Raw genomic sequence first — 15,971 nt, forward strand, 5'->3', positions numbered from 1 at the left:
TGCGGCACGCGCCCCCACCCCCGGGGCACCCTCGTCCCGCCCCCAGGAGAACCATGCGCAGCACCCCCTCGCCCACCCCGGTCCGGGCGGGAGGCCCGGCCGGCCGCCGCGACGCCGTCCGGCGGTTCCTGGCCACGCCGGTGCACCTGGCCCTGGCCCTCGGACTGGTCACCGGGTGCGCCTCGAGCACGGCCTCCACCACCCCGGCGCCCGTTCCGGGCACGGTGTCCACCGTGCCCGCGAGCGCCTCCCCGACCGCGAGCGCCCCCGCCTCCACCAGCACCTCACCGGCCGCCCCGCCGCCCCTCGGAACGGTCACCACGGTCAGGCCCGCACCGGCGGAGACCCCCGTCCCGGCGGCCGTTCCGCTCGCGGGCGCCCGGCTGGCCCTGGAGGGTCTGCCGGTCGCCGCGGCCGGGACGATGTCCGACTACGACCGGGAGGCACTGTTCGGCGGCTGGATCGACGCGGACGGGGACTGCGAGGACACCCGCGCCGAGGTCCTGGCCCGCGACCTGACGGACATCACCTCCGCGGACGGCTGCACGGTGGCCACCGGCACGCTCGCGGACCCCTACACCGGGTCCACGATCGCCTTCGTCCGCGGGGCGGCGACCTCCGGTGACGTCCAGGTCGACCACGTCGTCTCCCTCGGCAACGCGTGGATCACGGGGGCGCGCCGCCTGACGCAGGCCGAGCGGGTGGCGCTGGCCAACGACCCGCTGAACCTGCTGGCGGTCGACGGGCCCGCCAACGGGTCGAAGTCGGACCTGGACGCGTCCGGGTGGCTGCCGCCGAACGAGGCGTTCGCGTGCGGGATGGTGGCCACCCAGATCGCGGTGAAGGCCCGGTACGGACTGTGGGTCACGGCTCCGGAGAAGCAGGCCATGGCAGAGGTGCTCGCAGGCTGCCCGGCGCAGCAGCTGCCCGGCGGGATCCCGTTCGGTGACATCACCGGGGATGCCCCGGCCGCGCCCGTGCCCTCCTCGGCCTCGTCGCCGACTCCCGAGGTCCCGGTGCCCGCGGTGCCCACGGACGTCCACTACCAGAACTGCGCGGCCGCCCGGGAGGCCGGGGCGGCCCCGCTGCGCCGCGGTGAGCCCGGCTACCGGGACGCCATGGACCGCGACGCCGACGGCGTCGCGTGCGAGGGCTGAGCCGCGCGACCCCGTTGCCGGGGCCGGGCCCGCAGCGGGTCATCCGGTGCCGGCCCACCGGGACCGCAGCGCGCGCGGGCGGGGCAGCGCGCTCCAGACGGAGCCGAGGGCCATGCCCACGAGCCACAGGCATGGGAACCACCACTGCCACCCACCCAGGTGCAGGAAGAACCCCACGACGAGGACGATCGTCAGCAGCAGGTTCATGAACAGCAGCGTCATCTGGTTCGGCATGGCGGTCCCCCTCCGCTCGGCGTCGTGCCTCCGGCATCGTGGCACGGCCCGGCCCGGCCCGTCTGACCCCTCTTCCGGGGGCAGGCCGGGTGACCGAGCCGGAAGGGCGGGGCGGGGCAGGCCGGACAGGCGGGGGCGGACAGGCCGCGGGGCGGACCGGACACACAGGAGGTGCCGGATGTGCTGGACGTGCCGGTCGAGCAGGACGGGCACGACACGCCGGACGGTCACGACACGCTGGACGGGCACGACACGCTCGAGGGTCATGACACGCCTGAGGAGCAGCACCGGCCGGACAGCCGGGGCCGGCCGGCCCCGGCTCAGAGGCCGGTGAGGACGTCCAGCGCGGTCCGCAGCCCCCGCTCCTGCCGCACGGCACGCCCCAGCCGCTCGGCACGCTCGCCCCGGTCCAGGGCCTCCCCCAGTGCCGGGACCAGCGTCTCCGCCGTCAGCCGCCGGTGGGGCACGGGGGCCGACGCGATCCCCAGGCGGTGGAGCTGCCCGGCCCAGAACGGCTGGTCGGCGAGGAAGGGCACGACCACGGAGGGCACGCCCGCGCGGGCGACGGTGTGCACCGTCCCGGCCCCGCCGTGGTGGACCGCCGCGGCGGCTCCCCGGAGCACGGCGCCCAGCGGTGCCGACGGCACGACCAGCACGTCCTCGCCGCGGTGGTCCTCCGGCAGGACCAGGCCGCCCCATCCGCTGAGCAGCAGGGTCCGCAGGCCGTGGGCGCGCGCCCCGGCCACGACCGCCCGGGCCCGGGCCTGCGCGTCGCCCGCCCTCATGGACCCGAAGGTCGCCACCAGGTACGGTCCGCCGCGCACGAACCGGTCCACCACCGGCTCCGCCGCGGGCTCCAGCGCCTCGTCGTGCCAGGCTCCGGTCAGGTGGACCGCGGGCGGCCAGTCGGCGGGCCGCGGCAGCAGGTGCGGGCTGGCCCCGATCAGCGTGGCCCGGGAGGACGAGCGCGGCGAGGGCGCCCGGCCGCCGGGCAGTGCCGCACAGGCACGCTCGACGTCGGCGCGGAACAGACGCGCGGCGCCGCGCGGCACCGCGTAGGTGGCACGGTTGAACCGCCCGAGGTCCGCGCTGACCGTGGGCCCGCCCGGGGCGGAGAACTCGCGGGTGGGCGTGGCCACGGGCACGAACTCGGTCAGCACCCGCGGGACGCCCAGGGCGTCGGCCACCGCGGGGGCGGTGAGGATCAGCGGGTGGTGCACGACCAGGTCGGGCCCGAAGGCCAGCGTCTCCCGCACCGCGGCCGAGAGCATCCGCCGCATGCCGGGCCGGACCTCGGCGCGGTAGTGGCGCAGCGCCGTGCGCGGGGTGAGCCCGTCGGTGCGCAGCAGGCGGTGGAAGTCCACCCCGAGGCGCACGGTGTCGAGCCCGGACAGGTCGGCGCCGGAGCGGTCCGGGACACCCAGCCGGACCTCGTGCCCCCGGGCGGCGGCGTAGCGGGCCAGGGCGGCGAAGGGCTCGACGTCGCCGCGGGTTCCGGAGGTCAGGAGCATCATGCGCACGACCACCAGTCTGCCCGGCCGCGCGGCGGAGCACGAACCGCCGGGGGCCCCGCCCGAGCCGTCCTCCGGGCCGGGCCCGCCGTCCGCCCGCGCAGGGTCCCCGGTTCCCGCGGCCCCGTAGAGTGGAGGACACCCGGGCTTCCCGGGTGCCCGTCGTCCGAGGAGGACCCCCACCGTGCCAGCAGCAGGCCCCGCCCCCGCCCTCCGGCGGATGGTCCACATCTCGCGGCCGGTGCTCTGGATCAACACGCTGGGCCCGGGGGTGCTGGGCATGTGGCTCACCGGCTCGCTGCTGCGGTGGGAGGCGGTGCCGCTGCTGCTGTGGCTGACCCTGCCGTTCAATCTGCTGATCTACGGCGTCAACGACATCTTCGACCAGGACACCGACGCCCTGAACCCGCGCAAGGGGTCGCTGGAGGGCGCGCGGATCAGGTCCTCCGAGGTGCGCACGATCTGGGCGTCGGTGCTGGCGACCAACCTGCCGTTCGTCCTCTGGTTCGCCCTCGCCCTCCCCCCGGCGGCCCTGGGCTGGATCGCGCTGTACGTGCTGGTGTTCGTGTTCTACTCGGCCCCGCCGCTGCGCTTCAAGGCGCGGCCCTTCCTCGACTCCCTGAGCAACGCCGCCTACGCCTTCCCCCTGGTCATCCTGGCCTACGCGCTCGGGGACACCCCCGTGTGGCCGGCGGCGCTGGGCCTGATGGCCTGGAGCGTGGCCAAGCACGCGTTCGACGCCGTCCAGGACATCGAGGAGGACCGCGCGGTGGGCATCACCACGACGGCGGTCCGGCTCGGCGCGCGCGGCACCGGCTGGTGGAGCGGCGCGTGGTGGGCCGTGTCCGTGCTGGGCTTCGCGCTCGTCAGCGTTCCGGTGGCGGTGGTCAACGCTCTCATCGCCGGGTGGCTCGTGCTCTCGCTGCTGCGGGCCCCGTCCCCGGCCACCGGCCACCGGCTCTACCGGCACTCCATCGCGTTCCCCTACGTCGCCGGCACCGTGGCCGGGGTGCAGCTGGCGGGCGCGCTGATCCTGGGACGGTACCCGTGAGCCGCGTCGTCGTGGTCGGCGGCGGCATCGGCGGGCTGACCGCCGCCGCCCTGCTGGGCCACGCCGGCCACCGGGTCACCGTGCTGGAGGCCGCCGACCACGTCGGCGGCAAGAGCCGGCGCATCGAACAGACCGGGCAGCGGATGGACACCGGCCCCTCGCTGGTCACGTTCCCGGGGGTGTGGCGGGAGCTCCTCGAGCGCCTGGACACGCTGCGCGGCGCGGGCACCGGTGCCCGCGCCGGGGAACCCGACGCCGCGGCGGTGGCCCGGCTGGAGCTGGAGCGGCTGCCCGACGTCGGGACGTACTACTACCGCGGCACCCGCAGCGAGCTGCCCGTGCCGCCGGGCCACCCCTGGCACGCGGCCTGGGCGCGATTCGAGGCCGAGCACGGCGGTCTCGGCCCGGACGTCACCCGGCTGCTCACCACCGCTCCCCTGGACCGCAGCTCCTACCCCGCGCTGGCCGCGCTCGGACGGCTTTACGGTCCACGCCTGACCACCCGCAGCTACCTCGACGGCCTCGACTGGATGCCGGAGGGCCTGCGCGAGGTGATCGCCATCCACACCCTCAACGCCGGCGTCAGCCCCTCGCGCACCCCGGCCCTCTACGCGAGCATGCCCGCGGTGATGGCCCGGGACGGGGTGTGGATCCCCCGCGGCGGGGTGTACGAGCTGGTCGAGGCCCTGGACCGGCTGGCCCGGCGGGCCGGCGTGGAGATCCGCACCGGGGAGCCGGTCACCGCCGTCGCGCGACGGCGGGTCGAGACCGCCCGCGGCACCTACCGGGCCGACGCCGTGGTCAGCGGGGTCGACGCCCACCGGCTGGGCGGTCTCCTCGCCGGGCGCGCCCCCCGGCGGCCGCGCCGGCTCAGCTGCTCGGCGATCGCGATCTACGCCGTCCTCGACGCCGCGCTCCCCGAGGGCACGCCCCGGCACGGCGTCATCCTGCCGGACCGCCCGGCGGAGCTCTACGCCAGCCTGGAGGCCGGGGAGGAGCCCGTCCAGACCATGGCCTTCGCGAACTACTACCCGGCCCACGGCGTCTACCCGAACAGCTCCCCCACCCTGGCCCTGCTCCTGACCGCCCCCGCCAACGGGAGGTCCTACACCCTCGACGACCCGTTCGTGGCCCGCGAGCTCGACCGCGCGAGCCAGGTGCTGGGGCTGCGGGCCCCGCTCCGGGAGCGCTTCCGCCGCACGGAGATCCTCGACCCCGCGTTCTTCGCGGTCCACGGCTCGGCACAGGGGGCGCTCTACGGCGCGGTCCGTCCGGCGTGGCTGAGCGGGCCCCTGCACACCCCGTCCCACCGGAGCCTGCTGCGACCGTGGCTGTGGCGGGTAGGCGCCTCCGTCCATCCGGGCGGCGGGCTGCCCGCCGTCCTGGGCGGGGCGATGATCTCGACGGAGAAGCTGCTGCAGCACCTGGGGCCGACGGCCTGAGCGGGGCGCCCCGCGACGACGCGCGCTCGGACCGGGGTCCGGCGGCCGGGCCTCAGGTCCCGCAGAACGTGCCGGGAACCGGCGGCCGGGCCTCAGGTCCCGCAGAACGTGCCGGGGACCGGCGGCCGGGCCTCAGGTCCCGCAGAACGTGCCGGGGTCCGGCGGCCGGGCCTCAGGTCCCGCAGAACGTGGTGTACGGCCCGAAGTCCTCCGCCGCCGGGGCGGCGTAGCGCTCCAGGCCGGCACGCTCGTCGTACGGGGCGGTCACCGCTTCCAGGAGCCGTCCCAGCGGGTCGAGGTCGCCGTCCCCGGCCGCTGCGAGCGCCTCCTCGACGAGGTGGTTGCGCGGGATGTAGACCGGGTTGGTCCGGTCCATGATCTCGGGATCCGGGCCCTGGGCCCGCCAGCGCTCGGCCCAGCGGTCGAAGGCCTGCAGGTCGAGCACCAGGTCCCGGGCGGGCCGGGCGTCGCCGCGGGCGGCCGCACCGAGGTTGCGGAAGAAGGACGTGTGGTCCACGTGGTTGGCCTGGAGCAGGGCGAACAGGTCGTCGGTCAGCGCGGAGACGACGTCGTCCCCGAGCTCCCGGGGAAGACCGAGCTTGGCGCGCAGGCCGGCCGTCCAGGCGGCGCTGTACTGCCCGGCGAACCCGCCGAGCGACTTCTCCGCCAGGCCCACCGCACGGTCCTGGTCCTCGTCGAAGAGGGGCAGCATGGCCTCGGCGAGCCGGGCCAGGTTCCACTCCGCCGCGACCGGCTGGTTGCGGTAGGCGTAGCGCCCGCGCTCGTCGATCGAGCTGTAGACCGTGGCCGGGTCGAAGGCGTCCATGAACGCGCACGGCCCGTAGTCGATGGTCTCGCCCGAGATGGTCATGTTGTCGGTGTTCATGACCCCGTGGACGAAGCCCACCAGCATCCACTGGGCGACCAGGGTCGCCTGGGCGGCCACGACGGCCTCGAACAGGGCCAGATGCGGGTGCTCGGCCGATGCGGCGTCGGGATAGTGCCGGTCGACGGCGTGGTCGGCCAGGCGGCGCAGGAGCCCGAGGTCGCCGGTGGCCCGGGCGTACTGGAAGCTGCCGACCCGCAGGTGGCTGCCGGCCACCCGGGCCAGCACGGCGCCCGGCAGCAGGCGCTCGCGGCGCACCCGGCGTCCTGTCGCCACGACGGCGAGGGCACGTGTCGTGGGGATGCCCAGGGCGTGCATGGCCTCGCTGACGACGTACTCGCGCAGCATCGGGCCGAGCGCGGCGAGGCCGTCGCCGCCGCGCGCGAACGGCGTGCGGCCGGAGCCCTTCAGGTGGAGGTCGCGCAGGCGGCCCCCGGCGTCGGCGATCTCGCCCAGCAGCAGGGCGCGGCCGTCGCCCAGGCGCGGGTTGAAGGAGCCGAACTGGTGCCCGGAGTAGGCCTGCGCCACCGGGGTGGCGCCGCCGGGAACGGCGTTGCCGACCAGCAGCCGCACGCCGGCCGGGCTCTCCAGCGCGGCGGGATCGAAGCCGAGCTCGACGGCGAGGGGTTCGTTGAGCACGAGCAGCTGGGGTTCGGGCACCTCCTCGGCACGCCAGGGCACGGCCAGCTCGCCGAGCTCACGGGCGAAGCGCCCCTCGAAGGTGACGGTCGACAGCGGTGTTATAGTCACCTTGTCAACGATACAGGGACCGGCGGACAGCGGGACCCGCGGCCCTGCCCGCGGTCGCACGGGACGGTCGCGCAGGACGGTCACCCGGGCAGTGGCCTCGGGGCCCCCCGGCCCCGACGCCACCTCCGGCCCGAGCAGGTCGCCCTGGAGCACGCCGCCCCCGAGGCCCCCCCGGCCTCCGGCGATGTCCAGGCCCGCGATCCGAGCCGCATCCCACCATACTGGTCAGTACCCTTAGTTGCATCTTCGACGCGGAGGCGGAATCGTGATAGTGACGCGACCACGAACCGCACGTCGGGGGGCGCCTCCGCGACGGAGGGCCACGCCGCGCCGGCCCACGGGCGGGACGGTCACCTCTCGAGCGCGGCCAGCCGGTCCGCCACGAGGGCGGGAATGTCGTAGTCGGTGTGCGCACCGGCGGTGGTGATGCGCCGGGCCCGCTCGTAGCCGGCGCCCCGGTACGCGGCCGCGGCCTGCGCGGTGGCCGCCCGGGCCGACCAGGACCCGGAGTCGGTCGCGTAGGCGCCGTCCCGGTCGCCGACGACCCAGGTCAGCGCCAGGTCCTCGGTGGCCGGTGTGGCCTCGGCGACCGGTTGCCCGTAGGTGCCGCCGCCGCCGATGAACGCGGCCCCGGACCCGTCCGGCAGCCAGTGCGTGTCCCCGCGCAGCAGGTTCCGGGACAGGAACTCCGCGCCCCCGGAGTAGCCGGTCACCAGCACCCCGGCGTCGGTGGTGGGGGTGATGTTGGTGGTGGCGAACTGGCGCACCGCCTCGGCGACGGCACCGGTGTTCCCGGCCCGCCAGCTGCGGGTGCCGTGGGGGGCCTCCACGAACACGAACGCCCGGTTGGTGTCCGCGGCGACCCGGGCCATCCGCGTGGCGAAGCGCCCGGACGGCTGCTCGGCACGGGCGGTGCCGTCCCCGTCGAAGAAGAACACCGCCCCGGCCGGACGGTCCCAGTCCACGCCCTCGGCGTAGTAGTGGTAGCTCAAGGAGATGCCGTTGTCCGCGCGGAACACCCGGTCGGCGCCGCTGACGGGGTGCCAGCCGGTCGAGCTGGTGGTCACGGCCTGCGCCGGAGCCGCGGCGAGCAGCAGTCCGCCGGCCAGCGCACCGCCGACGGCCGGGCGCAGGAGGCACCGCCACCAGCGGCGGGCCTGCCGGGTCGTGGTCGACGTGGTGATCGGAGTGAGGGTGTGCACTGGCCGTTCCTGTTCCCGTGATGGTCCCAGGAGATCGCCGCGGGCAGTTCCGGCCGGCACCCGGCACGCGTGCTGCTCCCGGGAGGAATCGGTCGGCTCCGGCCCATGAGGACGTCCGCCGGCACTGTCCCGGACACCACGAATGTCATTGCATGTACAGCCGGGAGCCTATCGGGACGAAACAGCCTGTGACAAGCTTGAACTCAGCGAGCGCCGGGTGCGCGGAGACCTCGAGCGACGGTCTGCGGCCGGTCGTTCCGGTGCGCCGGTGCCCGGGCGGCAGCCACGGACCGCGACGTGCGGGAGCCGGCGCCGGGCCGGCCCGTCGCACGGGACCCGGTCACCGCCGGCACCGGCCCCCGGCCGCCGCCCGCGCCTGCGCACTTTCTCACCACGTTAGAGTTGACCCAGACTTCGCGGGGCAGTTCCACCCCGCATGCGAGCCGCGCTCCGCGCGAGCCGGCCGCGCCACCGTGCCCGAACCCACCATGAAAGCGTGATCCGTTGACCACTTCCTCCCGTTCCTCCCGATCCTCCCGCAAGCCCAAGTCCCCGCCGCCGCTGCCCGCCGGGGGCCTGCGGGTGACCCCGCTGGGGGGCCTGGGCGAGATCGGGCGCAACATGACCGTGTTCGAGCACGCCGGCAAGCTGCTCGTCGTCGACTGCGGGGTGCTGTTCCCCGAGGAGCACCAGCCGGGCATCGACGTCATCCTGCCCGACTTCACCGCCATCCGGCACCGGTTGGGTGACATCGTCGGGATCGTGCTCACGCACGGGCACGAGGACCACATCGGTGGTGTGCCCTACCTGCTCAAGGAGCGCCCGGACATCCCGCTCATCGGCTCGGAGCTGACCCTGGCGTTCATCACCGCCAAGCTCACCGAGCACCGGATCACCCCGAAGACGGTGCACGTGGAGGCCGGTGACAAGCACCGGGCGGGCCCCTTCGAGTGCGAGTTCGTCGCGGTCAACCACTCGATCCCGGACAGCCTGGCCGTGGCCATCCGCACGGACGCCGGGCTGGTGCTGCACACCGGGGACTTCCGGATGGACCAGTTCCCCCTGGACGACCGGATCACCGATCTGCGCCACTTCGCCCGGCTGGGCGACGAGGGCGTGGACCTGTTCCTCACCGACTCCACCAACGCCGAGGTCCCCGGGTTCACCACCTCGGAGCAGGAGCTGACCCCGGCGATCGACCACGTCTTCGCCACCGCGCCGAAGCGGATCATCGTCTCCAGCTTCGCCAGCCACGTGCACCGGATCCAGCAGGTCCTCGACGCCGCCCACGCCCACGGGCGCAAGGTCGCCTTCGTCGGCCGGTCCATGGTCAAGAACATGGGCATCGCCACCGAGCTGGGCTACCTGAAGATCCCGCGCGGGCTGGTGGTCGACTTCAAGAAGCTGCGCTCCATGCCCGATGCGAAGGTCGCCCTGGTGTGCACCGGCTCCCAGGGCGAGCCCCTGGCCGCGCTCTCGCGGATGGCCAACGAGACCCACCAGATCCAGCTCAACCCCGGGGACACGGTGCTCATGGCCAGCTCGCTGATCCCGGGCAACGAGAACGCGATCTACGGGATCATCAACAAGCTCACCGACCTCGGCGTGAAGGTCGTGCACAAGGGCAACGCCAAGGTGCACGTCTCCGGTCACGCCTCCGCCGGTGAGCTGGTGTACTGCTACAACATCGTCAAGCCCACCCACGTGATGCCCGTGCACGGGGAGTCCAAGCACCTGCACGCCAACGCCGAGCTGGCGATCCGCACCGGCGTGGACCCGGAGAACGTGCTCATCGCCAAGGACGGCAGCACCATCGACCTCGTCGAGGGCCGGGCCCGGATCTCCGGGCGGGTGGAGGCCGGCCTGGTCTACGTCGACGGTCACACGGTGGGCAAGGTCACCGAGGAGACCCTCGTCGAGCGTCGTCTGCTGCAGGAGGGCGGGGTGGTCACCGTCGTGGCCATCGTCGACGCCGACACCAACGTGCTGGCCGAGCCGCTGGAGTTCATCGCGAAGGGCTTCGTCCACGACGAGCACATCTTCGACAAGGCCGCCGAGAAGGTCGAGCACGCCCTGGCCCGCCCGGCCACGCAGAAGCTGGAGGACCTCGACGAGCTCGAGTCGCTCATCGGCGAGACCGTGGCCCGCCACCTGGAGCGCGCCTACCGGCGCGCGCCGCTGGTCACCGCAGTCGTCATCGACGCCTGATCCGCGCCCCTCGGGCCGCCCCGGCGGGCTCTGCGCCCCGCGGGGGGGGCGGCCCACCGGTTCGTGCACCCCGTGGCGGAGCGGGTACCGTGGAGGAGCACGTCGGAGGGCAGTTCGCCCGGTGCCCGAACAGGGCGGGCCCGCCCTCCGCTCCGCGCGACCTCCGCACGGCGGTCGACGACGCCGGTGCGCCGCAGCACGTGCTCGCCCGTCCCGGCGGCCCCGTGTGCGGGCCTCCTCGACCGTGGCGGCCCCGTCCCCGGTGACCGCAGGGCCGGGGGGCACGCCGGGTCGGACCGCACCGGACGCCGGGCACCGGTCCACCCCGTGGGCGCTCTCCCCCCGGGTGAGCCGCGGCCCCGGAGACGGCGGTGCCGGCGTCCTCGCCCCCGCGGGCCCGGCACCGGACGCTGACCCTGCCATCGACCCCGACAGGCACCACCTCCCATGACGTACCCGACCACGACCACCACCCCGGCCGCGCCCGCTCCTGCGGGTGCGCATCCGCCCGGCCACCGCCCCGACATCCAGGGCCTGCGCGGGGTGGCCGTGCTGCTGGTCGTGGCCTTCCACCTGTGGACGGACCGGGTCTCCGGCGGGGTGGACGTCTTCTTCGTCCTGTCCGCGTTCCTGCTCACGGGCACGTTCGTGCGGCGGATCGAGCGCGGGAGGCCCCTGGCGGTGCGCGAGTACTGGGTGCGCACCTTCGCGCGGCTGATCGGGCCGATGGCGGTCATGCTGCTGGCCGTGCTCGCCGCGGTGCTGACCCTCTTCCCGCCCAGCCGGTGGGAGGAGCTGCTCTCCCACGTGTGGGGCTCGTTGTCCTACGTGCAGAACTGGGTGCTGGCCGGTCAGTCCGTGGACTACTACGCCGCCGACAGCGCCGAGACCACCCCGCTGCAGCACACGTGGTCGCTGTCCGTCCAGGGCCAGGTCTTCCTGCTCTGGCCGCTGTTGCTGGCCGGCTGCGCGCTCGCCGCCCGGTGGGCGGGGCTGCGCTTCCGCACGGTCGCCCTGGCCGTGTTCGCCCTGGTGTTCGCCGGCTCCTTCGCGTGGTCCCTGGCGCAGACGGCCGGCGCGCCGGCCTGGGCCTACTTCAGCACCGTCACCCGGCTGTGGGAGTTCGCCCTCGGCTCCCTGGCCGCCCTGGCGCTCGCCCGCTCGTCCCGCCCGCAGGACGCGTCGCGGAGGAGCCTCCCGGAGGCCGCGGCCCGGCCGGTGGGCGTGGCGCTGGGCTGGTCCGGGCTGGCCGCGGTCGTGGCCACCCCGTTCCTCCTCGACACCGGCGCCCGCTTCCCCGGCACCGCGGCCCTCGCCCCCACCCTGGGCGCCGCGGCGATCCTGCTCGGCGGCGCGCTGGCCCCCGGCAGACCGCTGAGCGCGGGGCGCGTGCTCGCGGCACGCCCGCTGCTCTGGTTCGGCGACCGGGCCTACGGGATCTACCTGTGGCACTGGCCGCTGCTGATCACCTACCTGCTGATCTCCGCCCGTGACGACGTTCCCGTCGTCGACGGTCTCGGCGTTCTCGCCGCCTCCGTGCTCCTCACCCGGGCCACCGCGCCGCTGCTGGCCGGCTGGCGGGCCCTGCCCGGGGTGCGCGCCGGCCACGGCCTCCGCCTGGCCGCCACCGCCCTGGTCGTGGCGGTGCCCCTCACCGGCGCGCACCAGTACACGGTCCAGCGCGATCCCTCCGCCGGCGTCGAGCGCACCCCGGAGAACTACCCCGGGGCCGCGGTGCTGCGCGGGGACGTCACCGAGGTCCCGGACGTGCCGATCATCCCCACCGGCGCCGAGCGCGAGGACGAGTGGGGGGACACCGGCGGGCCCTGTTCGCCCGAGGACGCCCCCGAGGGCATCGACGGCCTGGGCCACTGCCGGGTGATCGAACCCGACGACGGCGCTGACCCCGAGCGCACCGTCGTGGTGATCGGGGACTCCCACGCCCAGCAGCTGCTCACCCCGATCCACCGGGCCGCCGACGCCCAGGGCTGGAAGGTGGTCTCCTACCTGCGCATGGCCTGCCGCTACACGGGCGACGCCGAGCCGGCCGACGCCGAGTGCGGCGAGTTCAACGCCGCCGCCCGCCAGGCCGCCCTGGAGGCGGAGCCGGACGCGGTCCTGACCATCGGGACCCTGAGCCTCCCCGAGGCCCCGCACGAGAAGCTCGTCGACGGCTACGAGGCCGGCGTCCGCCCCTTCCTGGACGCCGGCATCCCCGTCCTGGCCTTCCGCGACAACCCGCGCTTCCCGTTCAGCATGTTCGCCTGCGTGGAGACCTACGGCCCCGACCGTGCGCGCTGCAATCCGCCCCGCTCGGAGTCCCTCCTCCCGGAGAACCCGCTCGAGGACCTGGCCGCCCGGCACGAGGACCTGCACCCGGTCGACCTCACGGACCGGCTGTGCACCGACTCCGTCTGCCCCGGGGTGGTGGGCAACATCCAGGTCTACATGGACCTGGACCACGTCACCTCGGCCTACGGCGAGACCCTCGCCCCCGACGTGGAGCACCGGATGCTCGAGGCCCTGGGCTGGCCGGACCGGCGGTAGTTCCGTGACGGCCACCTGAGCGGCCGGCCGAGCGGCCACCGGCGTGGCCAGGACCGCGGGGACGACAGCCCGGAGGATCCATCGGCAGCGGTCCCGCCGGCGCGCCGTCCCCGTGTCGCCACCGTCCAGGACCGCCGGGGCCGATCCGCGGGCTCAGGCGTCGACGGTCCGGGGCGCGGGGCGGGTGGCGCTCCCCAGCTCCACGGTCCGCCGCACGGACCACCACAGCAGGAGGACGAGGAGCGCGTTGCGCACGGTCAGGACGGCCGCCATCACCGGGTGCGCGTGGATGAGCGGGGTGTAGAAGAGCGGGTAGATCACGAACGTGGCCACCGCGATCCCCATCAGCAGCGCCGCCGGGGCCCTCCACCGCCGGCGGTCGTGCACCAGGCCGACCACGACGACCGGGGCGAGCCAGATCATGAACTGCGGGGAGCCGACCTTGTTGAAGACGATGAACACGGTGGTCATCATCAGCGCCCCCTCGTAGAGGAGCTCCTCCCGCTCGGCCCCGCGCCGGAGCGCACGGACCAGCAGGGCGGACCCCGCGAGGACGGCCAGCACGAGCAGGGGCTGCATGAGCAACGCTGTGAGCTCGGCGCCGGGCCCGTAGACCTCGGTGGAGTTGATGGCCACGTTGTCGGCCATCCGCGCCCCGGCCACGTCGAGGACGCTCAGCCAGACCCACGGGGTGGAGAACGTGGCCTCCAGCTGCATGCCGCGTTCGCCCTGGTTGACCAGGAAGTCCGCGATGCGCGCGATGCCGCCGGAGAGATACGTGCCGAGCACCACCGCCGCGGTGACCACCACCCCGGCGGCCACGACCTGGAGCCGTTGCCGGCAGGCGATGACCAGGGCGAGCAGGACGGCCGCCGGCCAGACCTTGATCCAGGTGGCGATGCTCAGCAGGACCGAGCCGAGCACCGGACGCCGGGCCGCCCAGAGCAGCCCGATGAGCACGATCGGGGCCGCGACGCCCTCCACCCGGGCGAACCCGAGATAGCCCAGGAAGACGGTGAAGACCAGCCACCACCATGCCGGGAGGACGCTGCGCGCCCGCCACGGGCCGCGGGTGAGACAGGCCAGTGCCACGGCGTTGAGCACCGTGATGATCAGCGTCCACACCAGCAGGTAGGGGCCGGGCCCGGCGATCCCGGCCAGGTGGATCGGGATCTGCGCCAGCACCGGGTACACCCACGGGCTGATGTCGTCCGCGCCGCCGGTCGGGTCGTACCCGGCCATGGCCCACCGGCGGTACTGCTCGGTGTCGCTGAAGGCGTCGCCGTGGACGACGAAGGACATCATCCAGCCCAGGAAGTAGAGGTGGACGACGGCGAAGCCCCACCACACGCTGGACGGGCGGGCGAACCAGGCCGCGGCACGGGCGGGCAGGACGGCGTCGCGCAGACCGGTCAGCCGGTCGCGGAAGGCGGCGGAAATCTCAGGACTCCTTGGCGGTGAGCACGGTGGTCGGCCGCGTCGAGCCGAGCCGGTACAGGCGGCGCCCCGACCACCACAGCAGCACCACGAGCATGGCGTTGCGCAGGGTCAGCACCAGCGCCATCAGCGGGTCGTTGTGGCTGAGCTCGTAGTAGAACAGCGGGTAGACGAAGAACGTGGCCACGGCGATGACGATCAGCATCGCCGCCGGCACCCGCCACACCGTCCGGTGGTGGGTCAGCCCCACGGCCACGGCCGACGCGAGCCACACCATGAACTGCGGCGAACCGACCTTGTTGAACACGATGAAGGCGGTCACCATGGTCAGCGAGCCGGCCAGCAGCAGCTCGGTGCGGTCGGTGGCGCCGGACTGCTCCCCGCGGCGCAGCCCCCGGGCGATCAGGACGGTCACCACGGCGGCGGCCAGCAGCAGCAGGGGCTGCATCAGCACGGCCATGGTCTCCGTCCCGGGGCCGTCCACCTGCATGGAGTTGATCTCGGTGTTCATGTACATCCGGGACTCGCCCACGCCCAGCACGGACAGCCACAGCCACGGGGTGGTGAACGTGGCCTCCAGCTGCATGCCCCGGTCCCCCTGCTGCGTGAGGAAGTCGAGGAGTCTCGGCAGCTCCCCCATGGCGGCGGCCACCCCGGCCGCGGCCGCGCTGACCAGCAGGCCCGCGACGACGACCTGGACCCGTTGGCGCACCACGGTGACCAGGGCGAGCACCACGGCGGCGGGCCAGACCTTCATCCAGGTGGCGACGCTGAGCAGGACCGAGGCGACGACCGGGTGCGCCGCGCCGTAGACCAGGGCGACGAGCACCAGCGGGGCCGTGAGCCCGTCGACCCGGGCGAAGCCCAGCCAGCCCATCAGGAAGACGAAGCCCAGCCACCACCACGCGGCCGGGACGGCGTGGCGGTCGCGTCCCCAGTCCGTCAGCTTCCCCACGGCCCAGCCGTTGAGCACGGTGATCATGAGCACCCACAGGAAGAAGAACGGGCCCGGACCGGCCGCTCCGGCCACCGCGATCGGCAGCAGCGCCAGCACCGGATAGACCCAGGGGCTGGGTTCGGCCCCGAGATTCTGCTCGTCGAAGTCGGCCTGGGCCCAGGCACGGTAGATGTAGGTGTCGCTGAAGGCGCCGCCGGCCAGGGACGTCACCAGGGCGAACACCAGGAAGACCAGGTGCACCGCGACGAAGCCGGTGAGCAGTCCGCGCGGGGAGTTCGCCCAGACCTGCCACCGCTGGGGCAGCAAGCGGTCTCGGAACCGGGTGAGCAGGCTGAAGGTCTTGTCCGTGGACATGGGGCGATCCTCGTCAGGGGCTGAGCGACAGGGCAGCGGGCCGTCCCGGCGAGCCGTCGCCGGGACCGTTGCGCGGCTCCCCCATGCTACGTGCCCGGGCGGGGCCGGGCGGACATCCGCCCGGCCGGGACCCCGACCGGCCGGGCGATCCGGGACGGGAACCACGGCGAAACCCTCCGCAGTCCCGGGGCCGAGGCGTCCGTGACTGCTAGGATCGGGCTCCCGGAGAGCATC

The 15,971-nt window shown here is 74.5% G+C and carries 11 protein-coding genes; 5 read left to right on the forward strand and 6 right to left on the reverse strand.

Features of this window, described 5'->3' with window-relative positions; translation table 11 throughout:
* Positions 1–53 precede the first annotated feature (53 nt).
* Complete coding sequence (locus AYX06_RS03215) at positions 54–1,157, forward strand: excalibur calcium-binding domain-containing protein (protein ID WP_084271422.1); 1,104 nt, start codon at positions 54–56, stop codon at positions 1,155–1,157.
* 39 nt (positions 1,158–1,196) lie between these two features.
* Here AYX06_RS03215 and AYX06_RS03220 read toward each other — a convergent pair whose 3' ends face one another.
* Positions 1,197–1,391 carry a hypothetical protein gene (locus tag AYX06_RS03220; RefSeq protein ID WP_062734422.1) on the reverse strand — a complete coding sequence of 65 codons (195 nt, stop codon included), beginning with the start codon at positions 1,389–1,391 and terminating at the stop codon, positions 1,197–1,199.
* 320 nt (positions 1,392–1,711) lie between these two features.
* Positions 1,712–2,905 carry a nucleotide disphospho-sugar-binding domain-containing protein gene (locus AYX06_RS03225; RefSeq protein ID WP_062734424.1) on the reverse strand — a complete coding sequence of 398 codons (1,194 nt, stop codon included), beginning with the start codon at positions 2,903–2,905 and terminating at the stop codon, positions 1,712–1,714.
* A 181-nt stretch (positions 2,906–3,086) separates the two neighbouring features.
* On the opposite strand from AYX06_RS03225, the gene AYX06_RS03230 reads away from it, so the two are divergent.
* Positions 3,087–3,953 carry a UbiA family prenyltransferase gene (locus tag AYX06_RS03230; RefSeq protein WP_084271423.1) on the forward strand — a complete coding sequence of 289 codons (867 nt, stop codon included), beginning with the start codon at positions 3,087–3,089 and terminating at the stop codon, positions 3,951–3,953.
* Positions 3,950–5,395: a phytoene desaturase family protein gene (locus AYX06_RS03235; protein WP_062734430.1), complete on the forward strand. Its 1,446-nt coding sequence runs from the start codon at positions 3,950–3,952 to the stop codon at positions 5,393–5,395. Before AYX06_RS03230 ends, AYX06_RS03235 begins: the two co-directional genes overlap by 4 nt.
* 172 nt (positions 5,396–5,567) lie before the next feature.
* On the opposite strand, the gene AYX06_RS03240 is transcribed toward AYX06_RS03235, so the two are convergent.
* Positions 5,568–7,031: a protein adenylyltransferase SelO gene (locus tag AYX06_RS03240; protein WP_062736852.1), complete on the reverse strand. Its 1,464-nt coding sequence runs from the start codon at positions 7,029–7,031 to the stop codon at positions 5,568–5,570.
* Positions 7,032–7,381: 350 nt separating this feature from the next.
* Positions 7,382–8,233: a hypothetical protein gene (locus AYX06_RS03245; protein ID WP_062734433.1), complete on the reverse strand. Its 852-nt coding sequence runs from the start codon at positions 8,231–8,233 to the stop codon at positions 7,382–7,384.
* Positions 8,234–8,737: 504 nt separating this feature from the next.
* On the opposite strand from AYX06_RS03245, the gene AYX06_RS03250 reads away from it, so the two are divergent.
* On the forward strand, positions 8,738–10,441 hold the full coding sequence (locus AYX06_RS03250) for a ribonuclease J (protein WP_062734436.1): 1,704 nt from the start codon (positions 8,738–8,740) through the stop codon (positions 10,439–10,441).
* A gap of 447 nt (positions 10,442–10,888) precedes the next feature.
* The gene (locus AYX06_RS03255) at positions 10,889–12,988 is read left to right on the forward strand and encodes an acyltransferase family protein (protein WP_062734438.1); all 2,100 of its coding nucleotides are present in this window, start codon (positions 10,889–10,891) and stop codon (positions 12,986–12,988) included.
* Between the two features lie 153 nt (positions 12,989–13,141).
* Here the strand turns inward: AYX06_RS03255 and AYX06_RS03260 are convergent, their stop codons facing one another.
* On the reverse strand, positions 13,142–14,338 hold the full coding sequence (locus AYX06_RS03260; protein WP_371860061.1) for a glycosyltransferase 87 family protein: 1,197 nt from the start codon (positions 14,336–14,338) through the stop codon (positions 13,142–13,144).
* A gap of 91 nt (positions 14,339–14,429) precedes the next feature.
* Positions 14,430–15,737, reverse strand: a complete 1,308-nt coding sequence (locus AYX06_RS03265) for a glycosyltransferase 87 family protein (protein ID WP_062734442.1) — start codon at positions 15,735–15,737, stop codon at positions 14,430–14,432.
* Between the last annotated feature and the right edge of the window lie 234 nt (positions 15,738–15,971).

Origin of the sequence: Kocuria turfanensis (genome assembly GCF_001580365.1) — a bacterium.
In the GTDB taxonomy this organism is placed as follows: Bacteria; Actinomycetota; Actinomycetes; order Actinomycetales; family Micrococcaceae; genus Kocuria; species Kocuria turfanensis.

What these genes read in the sequence shown, in the direction of transcription:
- AYX06_RS03215 (WP_084271422.1), top strand. Translation starts at nt 54, where the DNA reads ATGCGCAGCACCCCCTCGCCCACCCCGGTCCGGGCGGGAGGCCCGGCC.
- AYX06_RS03220 (WP_062734422.1), bottom strand. Translation starts at nt 1,391, where the DNA reads ATGCCGAACCAGATGACGCTGCTGTTCATGAACCTGCTGCTGACGATC.
- AYX06_RS03225 (WP_062734424.1), bottom strand. Translation starts at nt 2,905, where the DNA reads ATGATGCTCCTGACCTCCGGAACCCGCGGCGACGTCGAGCCCTTCGCC.
- AYX06_RS03255 (WP_062734438.1), top strand. Translation starts at nt 10,889, where the DNA reads ATGACGTACCCGACCACGACCACCACCCCGGCCGCGCCCGCTCCTGCG.
- AYX06_RS03265 (WP_062734442.1), bottom strand. Translation starts at nt 15,737, where the DNA reads ATGTCCACGGACAAGACCTTCAGCCTGCTCACCCGGTTCCGAGACCGC.